Source organism: Vulcanisaeta distributa JCM 11217 (assembly GCF_001316005.1).
GTDB classification, from domain to species: Archaea; Thermoproteota; Thermoprotei; order Thermoproteales; family Thermocladiaceae; genus Vulcanisaeta; species Vulcanisaeta distributa_B.
Window position 1 is genome coordinate 61,095 of sequence record NZ_BBBJ01000004.1, and the last position, 17,494, is coordinate 78,588.

At 46.9% G+C, this 17,494-nt stretch carries 24 protein-coding genes, 1 tRNA gene and 4 pseudogenes; 8 read left to right on the top strand and 21 right to left on the bottom strand.

Translation table 11 applies throughout. The features are described from left to right. Positions 1 to 136: 136 nt before the first annotated feature. Positions 137 to 796 (bottom strand): RNA 2'-phosphotransferase, encoded by a 660-nt coding sequence (locus JCM11217_RS05170; RefSeq protein WP_054842285.1) that lies wholly within the window; start codon positions 794 to 796, stop codon positions 137 to 139. Positions 797 to 885: 89 nt separating this feature from the next. On the opposite strand from JCM11217_RS05170, the gene JCM11217_RS05175 reads away from it, so the two are divergent. Further along, positions 886 to 1,233 carry a hypothetical protein gene (locus JCM11217_RS05175; RefSeq protein WP_054842360.1) on the top strand — a complete coding sequence of 116 codons (348 nt, stop codon included), beginning with the start codon at positions 886 to 888 and terminating at the stop codon, positions 1,231 to 1,233. Positions 1,234 to 1,249: 16 nt separating this feature from the next. On the opposite strand, the gene JCM11217_RS05180 is transcribed toward JCM11217_RS05175, so the two are convergent. The 6 genes from JCM11217_RS05180 to JCM11217_RS05195 form a co-directional block, all read right to left on the bottom strand. Then, positions 1,250 to 1,975 (bottom strand): CoA-transferase, encoded by a 726-nt coding sequence (locus tag JCM11217_RS05180; RefSeq protein WP_054842286.1) that lies wholly within the window; start codon positions 1,973 to 1,975, stop codon positions 1,250 to 1,252. 83 nt (positions 1,976 to 2,058) lie between these two features. Next, positions 2,059 to 2,430, bottom strand: coding sequence for a CoA-transferase (locus JCM11217_RS14075; protein WP_243678427.1), 372 nt, complete (start codon positions 2,428 to 2,430; stop codon positions 2,059 to 2,061). Then, positions 2,415 to 2,567 (bottom strand): hypothetical protein, encoded by a 153-nt coding sequence (locus tag JCM11217_RS14080; RefSeq protein WP_243678428.1) that lies wholly within the window; start codon positions 2,565 to 2,567, stop codon positions 2,415 to 2,417. Before JCM11217_RS14080 ends, JCM11217_RS14075 begins: the two co-directional genes overlap by 16 nt. Before the next feature lie 35 nt (positions 2,568 to 2,602). Then, positions 2,603 to 2,788 (bottom strand): CoA-transferase, encoded by a 186-nt coding sequence (locus JCM11217_RS14085; protein WP_243678429.1) that lies wholly within the window; start codon positions 2,786 to 2,788, stop codon positions 2,603 to 2,605. A gap of 142 nt (positions 2,789 to 2,930) precedes the next feature. Next, positions 2,931 to 3,110, bottom strand: a complete 180-nt coding sequence (locus JCM11217_RS05190; protein WP_243678430.1) for a hypothetical protein — start codon at positions 3,108 to 3,110, stop codon at positions 2,931 to 2,933. A 5-nt stretch (positions 3,111 to 3,115) separates the two neighbouring features. Then, entirely contained in the window at positions 3,116 to 3,355 is a 240-nt protein-coding gene (locus JCM11217_RS05195; protein ID WP_054842288.1) for a hypothetical protein, read from the bottom strand. A 75-nt stretch (positions 3,356 to 3,430) separates the two neighbouring features. Here JCM11217_RS05195 and JCM11217_RS05200 point away from each other — a divergent pair, with 75 nt between their 5' ends. Further along, positions 3,431 to 3,916 carry an NUDIX hydrolase gene (locus tag JCM11217_RS05200; protein ID WP_054842289.1) on the top strand — a complete coding sequence of 162 codons (486 nt, stop codon included), beginning with the start codon at positions 3,431 to 3,433 and terminating at the stop codon, positions 3,914 to 3,916. Here JCM11217_RS05200 and JCM11217_RS05205 read toward each other — a convergent pair. Then, positions 3,891 to 4,172 (bottom strand): acylphosphatase, encoded by a 282-nt coding sequence (locus tag JCM11217_RS05205; protein WP_054842290.1) that lies wholly within the window; start codon positions 4,170 to 4,172, stop codon positions 3,891 to 3,893. The two genes, JCM11217_RS05200 and JCM11217_RS05205, sit on opposite strands and share 26 nt — an antisense overlap. A gap of 48 nt (positions 4,173 to 4,220) precedes the next feature. Between JCM11217_RS05205 and JCM11217_RS05210 the strand changes: the two genes are divergently transcribed. Further along, positions 4,221 to 5,888 carry a serine/threonine-protein kinase gene (locus tag JCM11217_RS05210; RefSeq protein WP_054842291.1) on the top strand — a complete coding sequence of 556 codons (1,668 nt, stop codon included), beginning with the start codon at positions 4,221 to 4,223 and terminating at the stop codon, positions 5,886 to 5,888. A gap of 2 nt (positions 5,889 to 5,890) precedes the next feature. Here JCM11217_RS05210 and JCM11217_RS05215 read toward each other — a convergent pair whose 3' ends face one another. Together JCM11217_RS05215 and JCM11217_RS05220 are read right to left on the bottom strand one after the other, a co-directional pair. After that, on the bottom strand, positions 5,891 to 6,301 hold the full coding sequence (locus tag JCM11217_RS05215) for an FHA domain-containing protein (protein WP_054842292.1): 411 nt from the start codon (positions 6,299 to 6,301) through the stop codon (positions 5,891 to 5,893). A gap of 59 nt (positions 6,302 to 6,360) precedes the next feature. Continuing rightward, a pseudogene (locus JCM11217_RS05220) lies at positions 6,361 to 6,704 on the bottom strand (30S ribosomal protein S26e). Between the two features lie 183 nt (positions 6,705 to 6,887). Between JCM11217_RS05220 and amrS the strand changes: the two are divergent. Continuing rightward, positions 6,888 to 8,037: pseudogene (gene amrS / locus JCM11217_RS05225) on the top strand (AmmeMemoRadiSam system radical SAM enzyme). A gap of 1 nt (position 8,038) precedes the next feature. On the opposite strand, the gene JCM11217_RS05230 reads toward amrS, so the two are convergent. The 6 genes from JCM11217_RS05230 to JCM11217_RS14110 form a co-directional block, all read right to left on the bottom strand. After that, positions 8,039 to 8,311 (bottom strand): hypothetical protein, encoded by a 273-nt coding sequence (locus JCM11217_RS05230; RefSeq protein ID WP_243678431.1) that lies wholly within the window; start codon positions 8,309 to 8,311, stop codon positions 8,039 to 8,041. Further along, positions 8,301 to 8,441 carry a hypothetical protein gene (locus JCM11217_RS14090; RefSeq protein WP_243678432.1) on the bottom strand — a complete coding sequence of 47 codons (141 nt, stop codon included), beginning with the start codon at positions 8,439 to 8,441 and terminating at the stop codon, positions 8,301 to 8,303. Before JCM11217_RS14090 ends, JCM11217_RS05230 begins: the two co-directional genes overlap by 11 nt. Positions 8,442 to 8,591: 150 nt before the next feature. After that, positions 8,592 to 8,831, bottom strand: coding sequence for a hypothetical protein (locus JCM11217_RS14095; RefSeq protein ID WP_243678433.1), 240 nt, complete (start codon positions 8,829 to 8,831; stop codon positions 8,592 to 8,594). A 103-nt stretch (positions 8,832 to 8,934) separates the two neighbouring features. Then, a complete protein-coding gene (locus tag JCM11217_RS14100) occupies positions 8,935 to 9,189 on the bottom strand; it encodes a hypothetical protein (protein ID WP_243678434.1) in 255 nt (84 codons plus the stop codon). Then, positions 9,149 to 9,478 carry a molybdopterin-dependent oxidoreductase gene (locus tag JCM11217_RS14105; protein ID WP_243678435.1) on the bottom strand — a complete coding sequence of 110 codons (330 nt, stop codon included), beginning with the start codon at positions 9,476 to 9,478 and terminating at the stop codon, positions 9,149 to 9,151. The genes JCM11217_RS14100 and JCM11217_RS14105 overlap by 41 nt, the downstream gene beginning before the upstream one ends. Beyond that, positions 9,475 to 10,401 carry a hypothetical protein gene (locus JCM11217_RS14110; RefSeq protein WP_243678436.1) on the bottom strand — a complete coding sequence of 309 codons (927 nt, stop codon included), beginning with the start codon at positions 10,399 to 10,401 and terminating at the stop codon, positions 9,475 to 9,477. Before JCM11217_RS14110 ends, JCM11217_RS14105 begins: the two co-directional genes overlap by 4 nt. A gap of 44 nt (positions 10,402 to 10,445) precedes the next feature. On the opposite strand from JCM11217_RS14110, the gene JCM11217_RS05240 reads away from it, so the two are divergent. Next, the gene (locus JCM11217_RS05240; protein WP_054842293.1) at positions 10,446 to 11,591 is read left to right on the top strand and encodes an FAD-binding oxidoreductase; all 1,146 of its coding nucleotides are present in this window, start codon (positions 10,446 to 10,448) and stop codon (positions 11,589 to 11,591) included. 5 nt (positions 11,592 to 11,596) lie between these two features. Here JCM11217_RS05240 and JCM11217_RS05245 read toward each other — a convergent pair. Continuing rightward, positions 11,597 to 13,019: pseudogene (locus JCM11217_RS05245) on the bottom strand (amidohydrolase). Positions 13,020 to 13,324: 305 nt separating this feature from the next. Between JCM11217_RS05245 and JCM11217_RS14115 the strand changes: the two are divergent. Continuing rightward, positions 13,325 to 13,492: a hypothetical protein gene (locus JCM11217_RS14115; RefSeq protein WP_243678437.1), complete on the top strand. Its 168-nt coding sequence runs from the start codon at positions 13,325 to 13,327 to the stop codon at positions 13,490 to 13,492. Between the two features lie 81 nt (positions 13,493 to 13,573). After that, positions 13,574 to 14,048, top strand: a pseudogene (locus JCM11217_RS05250) (PaREP1 family protein). Positions 14,049 to 14,058: 10 nt separating this feature from the next. Here the strand turns inward: JCM11217_RS05250 and JCM11217_RS05255 are convergent. Together JCM11217_RS05255 and JCM11217_RS05260 are read right to left on the bottom strand one after the other, a co-directional pair. Then, positions 14,059 to 14,159: transfer RNA gene (locus JCM11217_RS05255), tRNA-Ala, on the bottom strand. A 25-nt stretch (positions 14,160 to 14,184) separates the two neighbouring features. Then, the gene (locus JCM11217_RS05260) at positions 14,185 to 14,907 is read right to left on the bottom strand and encodes a GNAT family N-acetyltransferase (protein WP_054842294.1); all 723 of its coding nucleotides are present in this window, start codon (positions 14,905 to 14,907) and stop codon (positions 14,185 to 14,187) included. Positions 14,908 to 14,992: 85 nt separating this feature from the next. Between JCM11217_RS05260 and JCM11217_RS05265 the strand changes: the two genes are divergently transcribed. Continuing rightward, the gene (locus JCM11217_RS05265) at positions 14,993 to 16,114 is read left to right on the top strand and encodes a Clp1/GlmU family protein (RefSeq protein WP_054842361.1); all 1,122 of its coding nucleotides are present in this window, start codon (positions 14,993 to 14,995) and stop codon (positions 16,112 to 16,114) included. Here JCM11217_RS05265 and JCM11217_RS05270 read toward each other — a convergent pair. Further along, positions 16,111 to 17,019 (bottom strand): DUF4147 domain-containing protein, encoded by a 909-nt coding sequence (locus JCM11217_RS05270; RefSeq protein WP_243678438.1) that lies wholly within the window; start codon positions 17,017 to 17,019, stop codon positions 16,111 to 16,113. The two genes, JCM11217_RS05265 and JCM11217_RS05270, sit on opposite strands and share 4 nt — an antisense overlap. Continuing rightward, positions 17,016 to 17,441: a DUF4147 domain-containing protein gene (locus JCM11217_RS14120; protein ID WP_243678439.1), complete on the bottom strand. Its 426-nt coding sequence runs from the start codon at positions 17,439 to 17,441 to the stop codon at positions 17,016 to 17,018. The genes JCM11217_RS05270 and JCM11217_RS14120 overlap by 4 nt, the downstream gene beginning before the upstream one ends. Positions 17,442 to 17,494 lie beyond the last annotated feature (53 nt).

A 17,494-nucleotide genomic window follows, 5' to 3' on the forward strand; every position in this document is an offset into this window, starting at 1 on the left:
AACTAATCAATACCTAAAGGGTTGTTGTTGAAGCCAATAACAAGTCCCTAAACCGAGTCGAGAAGCACAGAGGCGGCATCCTAGCCAGGCTAGACTACCGGCCGGTAATTGTCATTTCGTGGGCAATTTTAAGCTTTTAGTTTCGTGGGTTCATTACCGACTCTATGCATTGTGGTGGTACGTAATGCACGAGCCTTATTCTATCCGTCGCTATCAGTACTTGCTGGCCGCCTTTCCTAAGGCAATCAGCGTTCACCACTAGTATTACTACGTCATTACCATGCCTAATAGCCACCTCATACGCATCCCTTGGGTCTAGTACTAGGTGCACGTACTTCCTATTCATGGGCTTTATCCCCTCACGCATTATTCGTACCAGCGCCTCTTTCGTGGTTCCGTGATATAAGGTCTTCACTTTACTGTCGACTTCATACTTTATATCAACATTGAGTGACTTGCTATGGCCATACCTAGCCCTGATCATTCCGTTCCTAATCTCAAACCTACCCTTTGGGTCGAGCAGCGCCACCGCTATTACATGCTCCTTAGTTAGCCATGAGAGTGCCTTTGGATCCCATCTACTCCTCAATGCATTTACTAACTCGTCAATGCCTACCCAACCCTCCCTATCCATTGATAGGTTTACCGCGCCTGGATTATGCCTAAGTAGGTAAGTCATTAAATGACTCAACCTGCTCCTTAATTTACCATTTAGTAACAACTTAGTTTGTACTCCGCAGTGCACAGTGTCTTCAGTGTATGAACCGCAGATCACGCATTTGTATATGCTCCTCATTAGTCGTTTAATTAATGGACCAACATTACTTTAGTCTTTTCTTTATCTTGTGTGATTAATTGAAATAATTGATCATGTTCAATTCAAGCGTGAGCGCGGGAGCCAATTTACTTAGGATGATTGAGGATATGCAGAGACTATTCACGAAGCTTTATGACCTAGCCATGACAATACAGGGCGGCGTATTCGTAATACACATAGCAATGCCCAATGAACCAGGTACTCTAGGCAGGGTTTTAACCACGATAGAAGCAGCCACAGGACTCAACCTGCTGTTAGCCTATGCCTACGGTTGGCCCGGCGAGGCCATTGGCTACGCCCTACTTGTTTACCCAGCGGAGGGTGGTGATGAGGTTGGTAAGAAGCTTGTTGAGGCTTCGAAATCCGCTGGTGCAATAATACTTGGTGCATATAAGATTGAGAATAAGATGCTGTGATTATAATTTTAATAAATTACGAATACCTAACACCGCCTGGGTCCAGCTTATTTAGGAATTGTAGCTCATCCTGCGTTACGGTTTCAAGAACACTCAATGTCTCCCTAACCCTTGGTTTAAAGGCCATATTATTAATCACTTCATCAACGCTTATACCAGGGAATAAACCGGTCAGTACCAATTCACCTAATTCATGGTCAAACTCGAACATGGCCTTTGGCGTACATATGGTTAAGCGTGGACCCTGCCTTGTGGGCCCTGGGGCGGTTATGAAGTCAACCCTCTCAACAAGCGTCCTCCTCGAGTGCTCCTTAAGCCACATCACGATCCTACGGGCTCTCCTGTATAGGTAAGCCGCAGCTGCACCACCTGGTAGTCGAACTCTAGGCTTCTCATAGCTACCAATGACTGATAGGTTCATGTTACCACGGCGATCGACCTGGGCCGCGGAGAAGAACATAACGTCAAGCTGCCCACGCCTGGCTAGGTCAAAGGCGTCTAGGCTTGTTACGAAACCTTTACCATCAATGAATAGGTATGGGTCTCCCGATGATGGTGTTATCAATATATCCTTAGGCTCGTATATCTCGGCCACGTTTATGAACCAAATATTCAATCCCCAATACCTAGCCAACGCAACTGCCAACACCGCTGGGACTGAGGCGAGGCCCGTATATATAATGTCCCCCCCATCCTTTAATTGCTTAGCCATGCACTTAATGACGTTATCCATGTCAGCCATGGGCAAACACCTCAAGCACCTTCTCAATACTAAGCCCAGCCTTAACACTATCAAAGTACCTCTTGATAATTTCGTAATCAGCCTTATAATAACCGTACATAGACGTCGGCCACGCACCCCCTTGGCGAATGCACAACCGCGGTTATCATGAAGCCAGGTATTGTTAATCGCTCTGGGTGCTCCCTAAAGTAATCCTCACTGACTATCTCCTCCGCCGTAACTATAACCTTCTTGGCAGCCTGAATCTTAAGTAAATCCTCGTATTTAGGGCCATAAATCTCAACATCACCCCCCCTCTCATCAGCCCTATGAACATGCACTAGGGCCACGTCAGGCCTTATCGCCTTAACCGCGACCAACTCCTGGTCATTAAACGGATCCCTAATCACCTTCCAAATACCCCTCTTGACGTTCAACGGGACTAAATCGCTATCTAACGCTATTGCCGATGGCATGAAGGGAAGTCCATAAGCCCTGCACGGAGTCCCGCCATTACACCCTCACAAACATCCTCTATGAACTCCACCTCGCCACTCTCAACCATTCTCCTGAACCCAGGGGGGGCAATGCCGAAGTGCTCGAAGGTCACCATGGCAGCTCTAATTCTCTTAACCCTACCCGATATCGTTAATAAATCGAAGGCAAGCCAGGTTCCCTATCCACCAGCGCCAAGTCCCTCTTATTTGACCTTGCTATGGCTATGGCCATAGACATGGGATTGCGGTGAAAGGACATGCCTCCAATCGCTATTTCATCGCCATCGTTTATCAAATCTAATGCCTCGTTAATGCTCATTAACTTGTTCCTAGCCATTCGCAATCACGAGTACTAAATTACTTAAGTGGAGGTATTAAGTTTTACGATATGAACGCCTTAGGCGCAATTAGCACTTCATCGCCATCACTTAGATTAGTGAGCAAGCCCTTTAGCCAGTATATATCCCTACCATTCACGATCACGACATAATTCTCATTAAGTTCACCACCCTAAGCAGTATCCTCGGAATCTCCGGATTCACCTCACCAAGCTTCATTATTAAATCCCTAACCGTATACCCACTCGGTACCTCCAAGGTGATACTCACAGCATTGGCAAGTTCATGAAGATTCGCTGACAATACCACCCTTACCTTCATAACAATCAAGAACAAACGGAATCAACAAATGCCCTCGCTAACTCCCTGGCTCTGTCTATTGAGTTCGTTTCCTCGATACACGCATTCTCCTCATCCTTCATGTATACTAAGTACTTACCACCAACGTCGTAAATCATGCTCCTACCGAAGCAGTTCTCCTCAAGCAGTGTCTGATAAGCCTCAATGGGTTCCTTATCCGATAAAGCCTCAATAATGCTTCTCACCTTATCATTATTGCACTCCATTGGATACACCGTGCCATGAACCCTTTTAAATATAGCGTTAATACTTAATTAACTTAAGACATGCCAAGCCACTAAATGAGTAGGGAGTACCCAAGGTATCCATTAGTTGGCGTTGGCGCCATAGTCATTAAAGACGATAAGATACTGCTAATAAGGAGAGACGCCGAGCCCAATAGGGGGGGTAAGTGGTCAATACCTGGTGGTATGGTTGAGCCAGGCGAGGACCCAGATAAGGCAGCATTGAGGGAGTTACAGGAGGAGACCAGCATTATTGGCAAAGTGACTGGCCTCTTCGGTATTTACCAATACATAGAACGAGATAAGGAGGGCAGGGTTAAGTACCACTTCTTACTGCTGGATTATTTAATTGAGCCCGTTGGTGGTGAGCCCAGGGCATCGAGTGATGCCATTGAGCTGAGGTTTGTCGATTTAAGGGAGTCATTAAGCCTTGACTTGACAGATACAGCTAGGCAGTTGATAATGGACCTCCTGGATTCGGGACCTAGACCGTGCGGCGGCGGCTTAATTAAGTACGTTAATAAAGTATCTCAAAATCGCTAAACTCATTCCTGGGCTCCTCATACTCCACATCAACATCCTCAACCACAGCCCCCCCGGGAGGCCCCCCCTTACTAACAATACTTATTAATTGGTCGACGGCATCATCAGGCCCTTCCGCAACTATCTCTACCGTGAAGCCATCAGGTAAATTCCTAACAAAGCCCTTAACGCCCAGTCTCTTGGCATTCCTCCTCACAAATGCCCTGAAACCAACTCCCTGGACCAGGCCTTTAACGAGTACGTGAACCCTCTTCATTCATTATCTAAATAACGTTTTAAATTAGGACTTTAAAGAATAACTAACGTGCTGATTACCGACGTTAATAAGGTACTTAAGGCATTACCGGGGGGGATTGTGCTTTTCATAAGTTTACTATTTATAACCGGTATTAATGCTGCACGGGCGTTAATCGTGGTTTCATTATTCGTGTTATTTTATGAATTATTTAGGAAGTATCCATTGAGAAATAACTGGTTCTTAATACCGTTGATTTCAGAGATAATCCTTGCATTATCCATGGTATTTATCATGAGTAATGTCTATGTTTATGATGTATTAGCGGTATTTCTAGGGATTATAGTGCTGGTTTTATCGTTAAGGGTTGCTGATTTAAGGGCTATGATTGTATTAATGTTGCTATACGTTCTATACCTATTCTATAGGGGTTATGTAAATCCCGCACCTCCGGCGCTCTATTTACTAATTAATTCGCTCCTTATATTCGCATCATCCTTCATAATAGCGATTAGAAGTTCAATCCTAATGTATAGGATTGACTTCCCTGAGGATGTAATTGATAAGGCGATAACATATATTGGCGTGCTTCTAATAATACCTGCCGCCGTGTTTCTCCTAGTGCTAAATCAACCCTACGTATACATGGCATTAATACCGTCAATAATATCCGCAGTGCCCATGATGCGCAAATTCCCTGGCTACGTCTCGGTGGCTGTATTACTGGTGACCTTGGTTTACGGTGTATACCCGGTGATTAGGGTTTATTGGCTGAGCATTACCGCCTTAATACTCGTCTTTATAATAATGTACTTAAGACCAACCAGGCTAAGGTTTGTTAGGGGATTGAAACCACCATTATCATGGTTAGGCGCGTGGTTAGGCGGTAAGTACTTAATAGACGATGTCGTTGCCACCGGTGGTTTTAGTTACGTGCTTAGAGGCAGGGATGAGTGGGGGGGTAGAGTTTACGCCATTAAGGTTCTTAAGGATAGGGATTCGAGGGGGGGTAACCCGCTGGCTAATGACCCAAAGGTGCTCTCGTCATTCAAGAAGGAGATGAGTGAGTACCTACTTATTGAAAGCCCGCACATTGTTAAGGTGTTCGAGGTCCACATACCACCTGACGAGAAGCTCCCGTACAAGTCACTGGAGGATTACCTGGGTGAGCCGCCTTACGTGGTTATGGAGTTCATGGAGGGAGGATCACTGAGGGATTTAATGAGGGAGAAGGGACCGCTAGAACTCGGTGAGTTCTTGAGGTTGGCGTACTCAATAACGCTTGCGCTGGCCGAGCTCCATAAGGCGAATATAATACACCTAGACCTTAAGCCCGAGAACATACTATTTAAGGATAGGGAAAGGAGGATCGTTAAGATTGGCGACTTAGGCGCGGCTAAGATAATGGTTGGCGGTAAGTCCTACGTATCGCAATTCTCAATCGCTTACGCGGCCCCCCCTGAGGTTAGTAAGGGTATTGCCGACGTTAGGTCGGATATCTACTCACTATCATGCATATTCTACGAAATGTTAACGGGAGTAAACCCACATATTCATAGGCTAAGTAGTGGGCAGGCCATAATACCCTTAATAACCAGTTATAGACCTGACGTACCGCCTGAAATCGCATCATTGATAATGAGGGGGGGTCTTGAGTTAAACCCATCATTAAGACCGTCAAGTACTAATGAAATACTGGCTGTGTTAAGTAGGTTCGTGAATCCACAAGCTACTTAGTGCTATGGGTTTTCCTCCGTCATTAATGATAGTTTAATAACGGTGTAGTAACCAAGCCTAATAACAACATCGCCACTAAACCTATACTCACTTATCTTCTTAAATGCCCCCCCACCCTCAAGTACGTACGTGCCATTCGTACTATTTAAATCCTTAATTAATAACTCATTACCAACCATCGTTATTACCGCATGCTTCCTAGATACTGTTGGGTCGGGTATTATGACCATGTTCTCAGGACTCCTACCAAGCGTTATTTCCCTTATTATTGATAAGTCGAAAACCACCTTAAAGTCCTTCATAAAGTCTCTGGGGGGGCTCTCGATAAACACCAGTTCAAGCTTACCTGGACCCCTCCTCACAGTTTCTGTGTTGGGCAGCTCCATCCTCCTTGTTTCCTCATTATGCTCCATTATGCATTATCATGAACTTGAAATGTCTTATAAGAGTTACTGCCGTACATTATTTAAACTCAGGGTTTTGCTGGCGCTCCCTGAGTATTTTGTGATGTTGAGGTTGCTGGTGCCTGTGTTTGAGCGGGCTTTGTTACCGGCGGCGCTGTTATCGTCTCTCTACGCACAGGCGCCTTCGTTAATGAAATCCTCCTCTTCCTCTCATCCTCAGCCCTGACCTTCAGTATGCCTAGGTAAATTGCACAATTTATGCAGTAGGTCTTTGTGACGTAGTACCTAGGGACGATAGCGCCCTGCTTCTCAAGCTCTCTGGCGAGGTCGGCTGGCACTGGTGAGTAAGGCACAGTGACCCTAACGGCCTTAGACTAGGTACTAGCTTACCGCAATTGTCGCAATAAACCATCGGTTCCTTGCCCTTATCTCCTTTGTGTCTTCCTCGATTCTTTCTTTTCTTTGGCATATCTTGGTTTCATGCAGTGGGCCGTTTAAAAAACATACCCCCCCCTCCGTAACCACGTGCTGATTAAGGAAACTTGCTTGCCTCATAAGGTTTTTAATCATGAATTAATGATTAAATGTGAGCCTAATGAAGGAGGCGACATTATACAAGGCGTTGCCGGACGGTAGGGTCGAGTGCACGGCATGCGCAAGGAGGTGTAGGCTTTCTGATGGGCAATATGGATTTTGCGGTGTTAGATGGAATTTAGGTGGCAGGCTTTACTTAATGGTTTATGGCAAGATATCGGCAATAGCGTGGACCCAATCGAGAAGAAGCCACTTTACCACTTTAACCCAGGCTCCATGGTCTTATCCTTCTCAACGTACGGCTGCAGCTGGGCATGCCAATACTGCCAGAACTTCGACATAAGCCAGAGAAGAGTCCTCGAGGGGGTTCGAGGTAACCCCCAGAGAAGATCGTTGAACTAGCTGAGACCTACGGGACCCAGGGAATCACATATACGTATAATGAACCATCGATATTCGCAGAGTTCGCGTATGACGTCGGAATCCTCGCAAAGAAGAGGGGGTTGTTTAATACATTCGTTACTAACGGGTACATGACCGACGAGGCCGTTGACTACATATCTAAGTTCCTCGATGCAGCTACCGTGGACTTTAAGGGTAATGCCGAGCCCAAGTTCCTAAGGAAGTTCTCATTAGTCCCAGACCCAGAGCCCATATTCCAGACGCTCCTTGAGATGAAGAGGAAGGGGGGGATATTCATCGAGGTTACAGACCTCGTAGTCCCGGAAATAGGCGATAACCTTGAGTACGCCCGTAAGCTGGCTAGGTGGGTTGTGGATAACCTAGGGCCTGAGACACCCATGCACTTCCTTAGGTTTCACCCCCCCGATTATAAGGTTGATTACCTACCGCCAACACCCATAGAGACGCTGGAGAAACATGCTCAGGTGGCTAAGGAGGAGGGGGGGCTTAAGTACGTTTACATTGGTAATGTTCCAGGGCATAAGCTCGAAAACACCTACTGTCCAAACTGCGGTAGGGTTGTTATTAGGAGGAGGGGCTTCGACATATTAGAGGTTAACTTAACGGAGGATGGCAGGTGCAAGTTCTGCGGCGCCAAAATAAACATTGGCGGTAAGGTGTGGCCAACCTGGAGATTAAGTGATAGGTTCGCCTATGTGCCTATTGAATTACTTTCTAGGTATGTCAAAATAACCAGGGAACAAATAGAGGAGTTTAGGAGGAAAGTCCACGTTAGAATGCAGGAATAAGTTAGGTCACAATCCTAATCCTAATATTGGATATGCAGAATACCCTGCCCGACAAATTAACGGTACCTCCATTAATTAGCATTGTTATTCCCGTGACCTCGTCAGTAAGGTTAAGCTGATTAATGGGAAATACCATGCTTATGGTGCTGACGCTAACGTAAATCCTAACCACGTACTCCCTATTATACCTATCGATGAGCGTTAATACGAAGATTGATGAGTAATCACTGGCTTTATGCTCCTTCCAACCAAGTAACCAATAATCATCCCCCATATTTACTATTAATACTCCTCAACAATGATGTGAACTCAAAATCATCAAAACACCTACCCACGGTTAAGCCCAGATTCTTCAGCAACCTCCTTAAATTCCTGGTGGACCCTTTAGTAAGCTCTACGACCATTTTACCCCCCCGTTAATGGTCATAGTTTAAAAACATGTCCCTAAAAATAATAATTCCACACCGTAAAAATAAGCTACTATTAACTCACTTATTACCGTAAGCAATGCAAAAATAACTAAGTTTATCAATGATAAGTTGATAAAACATACGTTATTTACCCACGACCCTAACCCTAGCCTTAACACCGTTAAGCAATGGCGTACCTGCGTACTTACCCTTAACACGACCCGTGATTGCGTTTATAGGTTTGCCATCAAGATCGACAAGGCTACTCTTGTAAATTAATGCAACACCGGGAGGCACATTACTATCCTTAACGGCCCTAACCCTAACATTGCCAAACTCATTCTCCAGGATAACGATGCCCTCATAATCATGGGTATAAACCACGGGCTCTAAATCACCATAAACCTCGCGGAACTGCGTATTAGTGTAAAGTGGGTGTGAGGTAAAGATTAGGCGAACTTCGTTATCCCCCCCAATTCACTGGGTTCTACGGGGTTTGGCAGTGGGGCTGCGTCAGGCTCGTTAATGGCAGGTATCTTGGCTTGATCTTAACGATTTTTCTTTCCCTCAACTCCTCCAGTGTAACTCCGGTCGGCCTTATGGCCTTATCCACGGCCTCCCAGGGATCCTCAAGAAGCAGTGGATGAGAGATCTCAAGCTCCCTAGCCAATCTACGTATTAAGTCAACCTCCGCTATACCCTTAGGGGGACTTAATTGGTTCGTTGTAAACCAGGTAATCATGCCAATAACTATAAACTACGTCATACTTCTCGAGGAATGTCGGCGCTGGGATAACGACATTAGCCAACTTAGCCGTTTCGGACCAATACGGGTCATGAACAATCAACGCAACCCTACCCTCACGGACAGCCTCAATCAGCTTGTCACCACCTGGTAGGGTAACCACGGGGGGGTTCTCATTCCAGGCATACACGATATCGACCTCGCCACGCTCAATATAATCCCCAAAGTCAGCCATGGGTATAACCCTGGATGACCTAGCCATGTGAAGACCCCCTAAGGTAGTCAAAGTCTATTCCCCCAACCCAAGGAGTTCGAGTAGTAATAACCCCTCTCAAGACCGACCAGGGCTGGGATTAACGAGATCATGCCTATGGCATCACCACCATTTAATGAGCGGCCAAGGGCGAAGCCAATCAATGTTAATGGTTTATGATCATGGTAAAACTCGGCAAGCCACCTAATGTCATCAACAGACACGCCACTAACCCTTGACAGGTAATCAAGCGAAAACCTCCCAACGTAGCTTACTAATTCCTCGAAGTGCCTGACCTTACCCTCGACAAGGCCCTCCTCAATCAACACCTTAATAATGCCTATGGCAAGAAACACGTCGGTACCAGGCTTAACTATGACTGCCTTATCCGACTTCTTAGCCGTGTCGCTAAGCCTAACATCAATAGCCACCTTAAACTTCTTAATAAATAAGGCCCATATGTGCGGTGCCGACACGCTGGCCGGGAATGCCCAGAACACGGCAGCTTTATACTTAATGAAATCCTCCGGCAAAGCGCCCATACTAGTGCCGTAATGCGCCTTAATGGCTGCATGACCCTCGGCAGAGCATATCGACCTATCAGTCTGTGAAGCTCCAATCACATTAAATAACCTGTCTGGATAATACCACGTGAGTAATCCCTGGTTTCCGTCATAGTCCGTGCGTAGTATCCTTGCCGGATTCCTCTTTATGACTTCCCTGAGCAGCTTTGCCACGTATTTAATGGCCTCGTCAACACTAACCTCCTTACCATCTATGTAAGCTGAAGTAACCCTATTCCTCTCATTCCTAATTAGGTCGGCCCTACCCCCCCTAGCGCATGTGAAGCCGTTAATTGGGAATATGTTAAGTGGTTTGTAGTTCTCGTCGAATATGCATGTGTCGTAGCAATCCCTCGTGCATGCAATTACCATGCTAATCAATTGGTCAGTCACGTACTAGTTATAAACTGATTCCCAGTGACAAGTGAGGATTAGCCATGAATAAGGCATTCGATGTTGCTGTGATTGGTGCAGGTTCCACGGGAGTGACGACGGCGTATTACCTCGCTAAGGAGGGCTTTAGGGTTTTGGTAATTGATAAGCGTGGGGTTGCCCAGGGAATGACGGCCTACTCCCTAGGTCTCGTTAGGAGTTATTACGCCAATGAGGATGTGGCTCGAATGTCGCATTACAGTCATGGCTTTTTCATGAACTTTGAGAGGGAATTCGGCGTTGATGTATTTACGAAGACGGGCCTCCTGGTTATTAGTAATGATGAGGCCGGCATGAGGAGAACCTTTGATATGCTACGTAGTATTGGCGCTAATGTTCGATTATTAAGTGGTGATGAGGTACGTGAAGCGCTTAACGCCAGCACTACGTGGGGGGGTGAGGTTGGCGTTTACGAGGAGGACGCCGGCTATGTTGATACGGGCCTATACACAAACACCGTAATGAATAGGGCTAGGGAGTTGGGTGTTGAGCTTGTGATTGATGAGGCCCAGGTCAAGTTTGAAGGTAATGAGGTAGCTGGCGTGAGGCTCATTAATAGTGGTGAGGTTGTGAGGGCCAATCACTACGTTATTGCAACCAACGTTTGGACCCAAAAACTACTACCACAATTAAACCTGCCGATCAAGAACATCATTGAGAGGGTGATTAGGGTCGAAATAGGCAGGTCACTGCCTAACGTGTTTGATTACGTGAACAACTTCTACATAAGGCCCGAGGGCTCTCGCTACGGTTTAATGGGCTTACTATACCCACCAGAGGATGCTTGGCCCAACCCAGACGACTTCAACCCACTAGCTGAGCCTGAGTTTGACTATGCCGTTAATGTGATGGAGAATGCCGCCAAGAGAATGCCGTGGTTCATAAACGCCAAATACCTGGGTGGTTGGAGGGGGGGTTTATACGACGTTACCCCTGACTGGATGCCTATAATTGATGAGCCGGTTAAGGACTTAATAGTGGTTGTTGGCTTGAGCGGTCATGGCTTTAAGTTGGCGCCAGCCTTCGCCCTAATAGTCACGGAATTAGTAAAGTATGGGAAAGTGAGGACATTCAAAGACATATTCAGGCTGAGCAGGTTTAAGGAGGGAAGGTTAATACAGGGAACTGTGCAGGAGAGGGCTGCATTTTAATGAGGTTATGGGTGCACTCTTTGTCCTCCCACGTATGTTTCTATTATCTTTATGTTTCTTAATTCCTTATCGCTTATGCTTAGTGGGTCTTTATCAATTATTATGAAGTCGGCCAGGTAACCTGGCTCGAGCCTTCCAAGCTCATTCTCCTCACGGAGTAGGTATGCAGAGCCGTATGTGTAGTAATGAAGTGAACCTGCCACGCTTACCCTCTCATTCTCCGTGTACTTACACAGCTCTATACCCTCATAGCAACCCCCCCTAGTGACCGCCGCATACACCGTTTCCCATGGATTCAATGGCTCGACGGGTGCGTCTGTGCTGAAGCCGAGCATTACGCCATTATCGATCAGCGTCTTGAATGGGTATACGTACCTAGCCCTATCAGCGCCAACCCTATTCACAACCCACCAATCAGTAATTACGAAGTGAGGCTGAACGGCTAACGCGATGCCAAGCTCCCTAATCCTCTTGATTAGGTCTTCCCTTAACACGGATGCATGCTCAATCCTATGCCTAAGCACCTGGGCGTTGCCCAGCTTACCGTAAATATCGAGTATTACCTCAACCATTTTATCCCCAATACCGTGAATGGCGAGTTGAAGACCAGCTCACTACTCCTCCTGGCAATACTCATTAACTCCTCAAAACCGTAATTCGGTCTACCGGAATTACCTGGGTCATCACTGTACGGTCTCGATAACCAGGCGGTCCTGGCGCCAAGCGAGCCGTCGGCGATGACCTTAATACCATTAATCCTCAGGTACTGAGAGCCGAAGCCAGCCCTAATGCCGAGCTGCCTCAGTAACTCAATGGCATCAATCCCATGGTCGAATGGGTTTAGGTAAGCCCTAACCCTAATCGGTAACTTACCGAACTCCCTCTCAATCATTATCAGTGATTGTAGGCTCTTGAGATCCACCGATACGAAGCCTACGGTCGTGACACCAAGCGATGCTGCGTATTTCATGGAGTTCATCATGAACCCCCCCTATAATCATCAAGTGTGTATGAGCCCCCCCTCACCAACTCCTCAACCCTATCCAAAGCCCGCTCAACAACTACACCCGTGGCACTACCCCCCCTCTCATCCCTAATCACATCCCTATCCACCGCATTTAAGAGCCCAGTTAACTCCATAGCCCTCGTGTTAAGCACGGCAGCATGACCACAGACCCTAACCAGCACAACGGGCCTATCGCTAACCACCTCATCGATGTCAAACCTACTCGGCCAACGCCTCTCCCTAAATAACTCCTGATCCCAACCCCCCCTACCCATTACCCACCTGGTCTTAACACTCTTCACATACTCCCTGAGCCTACCCTTCAACTCCTCAATACTACCAACACCCCCCCTTAAATCCAGAGTCGCCAGGTTAATGCCTATCGAGTCCAGGTGTGTATGGGCGTCGATAAATCCCGGCATCACAACACGGCCCTTTAAATCCACCTCCTCGAGCCCTAGGGCATCCGCAATCCTCAACGCCCTTGCTTCATCACCGACATAAGTAACCCTATCACCAACTACAACCATAGCCTCAGCCCTAACCAAGGGCTTGAATGACGAATAAACCAAACCATTAAACATAACAAAGCCGCTAACCATTATCTAGAGTTACTAAAGCGCCTATGTAAGCGTTACTCAGGGAAACATTAACCACTGCGTATTAAGGGTTAAATTGAGATTTTAATTTACGTAAATAAATCAGGGCGATCGACCAAGGTACGTTGGTGGATAACCTTGAACAAATTCATTATCAGCCAGGTCTCATTAAACTCGACACTGGGCGTGGGTATGGCGTATGCCTGACCGTTATAATTCACGTAACTGATGCCAGGAATAACATTGTAATAGATATACTGCCCAGAAGAAGGGCTTTTTGGCGCGGTAATTCATAAAAGCTGTTCAGAGAAAACTGAAGGATGTACCACTCATTCAGGAGGAGGATTTATATACTTATGGCCTTTATGATTTAATGAATGAGTAATATTGATGAATTAATCAGGAAGTTAATGAGTAAGGGAGTAAACGTGGCCGATTTATTACTTGATGCCTTAAGTATTCAAGACCCTGAGGAGAGCATGAGGGAAAGAATGAGCATCGCGGAGAAATACTTGAACGAGGCCAGGGAATACATTAATAAGGGTGATGCTGTTCAGGCCAGTGAGAAGCTTTACAAGGCTGCTGAGGAGGTTATCAAAGCATTAGCCGAGAAATATAAAATACCCGAGTACCAAGAGTTTATGAGAGGGTAGATGGCACACGTACTTACTCGGCATGGCTAGTAAGACACTGGCGAAGGAACTCGGTTATTGGGTACTTGATGGCTGGAATGCTGCATATGATCTACACGTATGGGGATTCCACGAGAGGAAATACACGATTGAATATGTGAAGGTAAGCATGGCCAAAATAGAGGAGATGGTTAGGGAGGCTAGGAGGATAGTCTCGTGAGTATTGATTGTGGTGGACCGGCCGGGATTTGAACCCGGGATCTCCCGCGTGCAAGGCTTATGCGGGGCGTTAGCCCCCCCTGGGCATCCTTCCAGGCTAGACTACCGGCCCAAGGGAAAGCCGAGAACCAAGAAATTTAAGCTTTTGCCTGTGCTTGGCCTAGTTCCTTCTCGTAAACAATGAACCTGCCGTAATAATTCTCGAAATCGCCATTCTCCGTGGCCAATACCTCGGTTTTGGTGGGTATTGTCGGTGGTCCTACCGAGAATTCGCCGAGGCCTATGCCCCTACCAATATATACTTCGTCTATCATGGTCATTACGAAATCCTCGGTTGCCCTCGTACACATCCAATGCTTCTTCGTGGTGCAGAAATAACCATTGGTTCTTCCCAACGCATTTCTGATTACCTCCCGCATTGCCTCTCCACGGACTGTACTTACCTGGCTTGGTCTCGCCACGCCTGTGAATAGGGTTAGCACCTCGTGGAATCCCAGGGATTTTGCCAGGCGTTGGCTTGGTTCATTCCAATCAGCGATCATCAACATTGCGTACTTGATACCGTTTTTCACGGCCTCATTGAGTACGTACTCCGTTAATGCCCTACCAATTCCCATCCGCCTATAGCTGGGGTGAACCCTTAATCCCTCGAGCCATGCCGTGCTCATTTCCCTTATTAATACCATGTTCACAACACCCACCACTCTGTCCTTGATAATTGCGACGTAGGCCGTGCCCTCACTAACCCACTCATTAATAGCACTAGGTACGTAATCGCCCCATTGAAACGTATTCCTAGTGAACCCTATTACCTGCTCTACGTCGCTCAGTATTGCCCTCCGTATCATTAACTCGTTCATTACAGCCGTAAATGCTAAACACCGCTATTTTTGCCTTTCCTCACTTGCAATAAAGCACTTAAACGCATCTATGGCTTACTCCCCCGTGGGTTCCTTAACACTGAGTTTTAGTGATGGTACTTTAATCGTGGAGGGCCCCGCCACGGTAAATGTGGTCAATGGACAATGCGAGGTATTGGGTTGCCCCCCCGTGAGTGGTTCCCTAAGTGTTGAGAGGTTTAGGGCATTGCCCATATTTGCCAGGGGGGGTTCATGCACATTGTCCGTTAATGGTGGCTCGGTTAGGTATGTTGATGGTAGTACGATACCGAGTGATTGGGATGGAATTAGCCTCGAGGGTATTGCCTTGATCGTAGGCGATATTGATTCCGGCAAGACCACGCTAACAACGTACCTATTGAATAAGCACGTGACAAAGGGCTTGAGCACATGCGTCGTGGATGCCGATGTTGGTCAGTCATCAATAGGGCCTCCAGGCGTCATTGGGCTTTCATGCGTTGGATTACCAACGCCGACACTCGAAGATCTGCACATGATGAGTGGATTCTTCATTGGCTGTAATAGTCCATCGCAATGCGTTGGTAGGTTTATCAGTGGTGTTAGCGCCATGGTTAGGGAGGCCTTCAGTAGAACACCTGGTCTCGTGCTAATCGACATGCCTGGCTGGGTTGAAGATGGAGGTATCGAGTTGATTAGAAACGTGGTTGATGCCGTTGGCGCGGATTACGTCGTGTCCATAGGCATCAACCTACACCTGCGATCAGGCGTTAAGGTGATTAATGTTTCTAGGCCAAAGTACGTGAGACCTAGGACTCCGGACGAGAGGAGATTTCTGAGGAATCAAGCCTTACGTAGGTACTTGAGTAACGAGTTAATTAGTGTCAATATAGGGTTGGACAGGCTCATTGGAAACTCGGTGGTTGAGTGCGTGGTTAATAATTGTGGTCATTACGTAATTGATAATGTGGCCGAGGTCACTAGGCATGGTGGCGTGGTTAAGGTGCCGTCCAGGCTCTTTAATAATATATTCATTGGCTTAATGCGTAGGGGTTTCCTGGCGGGTTTTGGCGTGATTAAGGAATTTAATCTTAAGGAGGGTATAGCCAACGCCCTCGTCACCACTGATTACTTTGAGGAGGCGGTCATGGGTAGGCTACGTGTTGACCCGGAGAAGCTTGAGGAGATTGAACCATTTCCACTACTTTAATAGCCCGAGACGTAGATTGCTGTGACAATGTTTAGGTTACTGCCCGTCCATCCGGTACGTATTATGGTGCTTGATCTTTCGAATATGACCGCGGTATTGTTATTACGTAACTCATTTACTGGGTCAATGCCCAATTTAATGGCTTCATCAATTAAGTGGCCATCGGCGACGCAGCCCGCCGCATCCATGTTTCCGTCAATTCCGTCAGTTGCCATGGAAATCATGGAGATCCCATCAACGCCCCCCCTCACTGATAATGCGAAGCCCATGCACATTTCTGTCGTCCTACCACCCCCCCTACCGTTACCCACCACCGTAACCGTCGGTTCACCACCAGATAGGATTAGGCCGCGCCGAATTGGGACACCCCCCCTAAACCTGGCCTCTAGGGCTATACTCGCCAAGTACCTACCAACCTCCCTGGCCTCCCCCCCATCCATCCTAGACGTGAGTATTAAGGACTCCATACCAAGTGACTTTGCATAATTTGCCAAGTCAGTGAGCACGTCCATATTACTCGCAATCACGTAATTCCACGTATTAACCAACTCCTTAGGCGTCTCCTCAACCATGCCCTTCAAACCCTGCTCAAGAACCTCCCTAACGGTGCTAGGTACCTTATCCCAAAGACCCCCCCTATTCCTCAGTATGGTTATGGCATCCTTATACGTGGTTGGGTCGGGAACCGTTGGCCCGCTGGCAACTGTTGCCGGGTCATCGCCAGGTACATCGCTTGCTATTAACGTTATTACCCTACCGCCCCTCTTAATCACCTCCTTGGCTAGTCTTCCTCCCTTCGTCATTGATAGGTGCTTTCTCACGGTGTTTATCTCATGAATAGTAGCTCCACTCCTCAGTAGCAGGTTATTTACCTCTTTAATGTCCTCGAGACCCAGACCCTTCATGGGTACTTCAACCAGGCTGAGCCGCCACCGCTTATTAGGAATAGTACATAATCACCACCCCCCCTAACATTACTTAGTAAATCAAGTATCTTCAAGCCAGCATTAACACTCGCCTCAGTTGGTAATGGATGCGTTGACTCTAGAATCTTTATTTTCCGTAGGTTGCCCGGAGTTCCCTTGGGCACCACGGCAATGCCATCAATTATTTTGTCGTAAGCAGCATCCTCAATGGCCTTGGCCATCCCAATCGAGCCCTTGCCAATGGCTACCACATAGAAACTATCAATTTCATGCCCCATGATCCTTACCCTACCATTACTAATGCTAATGGCCTTCGAGGTCCTGAGATACAGGTCCGAGGACTTAAGGATAAGGCCTAGTAAATCACTTAATAAATCGCCACCGAATACGGGAAATACCACATGAATTATTAATGGCAATTGATTTTTAAGGTTTGGGCTAATGCCATAACCGT

What these genes read in the sequence shown, in the direction of transcription:
- JCM11217_RS05205 (WP_054842290.1), bottom strand. Translation starts at nt 4,172, where the DNA reads ATGAAGAGGGTTCACGTACTCGTTAAAGGCCTGGTCCAGGGAGTTGGT.
- JCM11217_RS05190 (WP_243678430.1), bottom strand. Translation starts at nt 3,110, where the DNA reads ATGAAGGTAAGGGTGGTATTGTCAGCGAATCTTCATGAACTTGCCAAT.
- JCM11217_RS14085 (WP_243678429.1), bottom strand. Translation starts at nt 2,788, where the DNA reads ATGGCTAGGAACAAGTTAATGAGCATTAACGAGGCATTAGATTTGATA.
- JCM11217_RS05230 (WP_243678431.1), bottom strand. Translation starts at nt 8,311, where the DNA reads ATGGGGGATGATTATTGGTTACTTGGTTGGAAGGAGCATAAAGCCAGT.
- JCM11217_RS05270 (WP_243678438.1), bottom strand. Translation starts at nt 17,019, where the DNA reads ATGAAGGGTCTGGGTCTCGAGGACATTAAAGAGGTAAATAACCTGCTA.
- JCM11217_RS05180 (WP_054842286.1), bottom strand. Translation starts at nt 1,975, where the DNA reads ATGGCTGACATGGATAACGTCATTAAGTGCATGGCTAAGCAATTAAAG.
- JCM11217_RS14100 (WP_243678434.1), bottom strand. Translation starts at nt 9,189, where the DNA reads ATGATTACCTGGTTTACAACGAACCAATTAAGTCCCCCTAAGGGTATA.
- JCM11217_RS05240 (WP_054842293.1), top strand. Translation starts at nt 10,446, where the DNA reads ATGAATAAGGCATTCGATGTTGCTGTGATTGGTGCAGGTTCCACGGGA.
- JCM11217_RS05170 (WP_054842285.1), bottom strand. Translation starts at nt 796, where the DNA reads ATGAGGAGCATATACAAATGCGTGATCTGCGGTTCATACACTGAAGAC.
- JCM11217_RS05215 (WP_054842292.1), bottom strand. Translation starts at nt 6,301, where the DNA reads ATGGAGCATAATGAGGAAACAAGGAGGATGGAGCTGCCCAACACAGAA.
- JCM11217_RS14075 (WP_243678427.1), bottom strand. Translation starts at nt 2,430, where the DNA reads ATGCCATCGGCAATAGCGTTAGATAGCGATTTAGTCCCGTTGAACGTC.
- JCM11217_RS14090 (WP_243678432.1), bottom strand. Translation starts at nt 8,441, where the DNA reads ATGGTCGTAGAGCTTACTAAAGGGTCCACCAGGAATTTAAGGAGGTTG.
- JCM11217_RS05195 (WP_054842288.1), bottom strand. Translation starts at nt 3,355, where the DNA reads ATGGAGTGCAATAATGATAAGGTGAGAAGCATTATTGAGGCTTTATCG.
- JCM11217_RS05200 (WP_054842289.1), top strand. Translation starts at nt 3,431, where the DNA reads ATGAGTAGGGAGTACCCAAGGTATCCATTAGTTGGCGTTGGCGCCATA.
- JCM11217_RS05260 (WP_054842294.1), bottom strand. Translation starts at nt 14,907, where the DNA reads ATGAACGAGTTAATGATACGGAGGGCAATACTGAGCGACGTAGAGCAG.
- JCM11217_RS14080 (WP_243678428.1), bottom strand. Translation starts at nt 2,567, where the DNA reads ATGGTGACCTTCGAGCACTTCGGCATTGCCCCCCCTGGGTTCAGGAGA.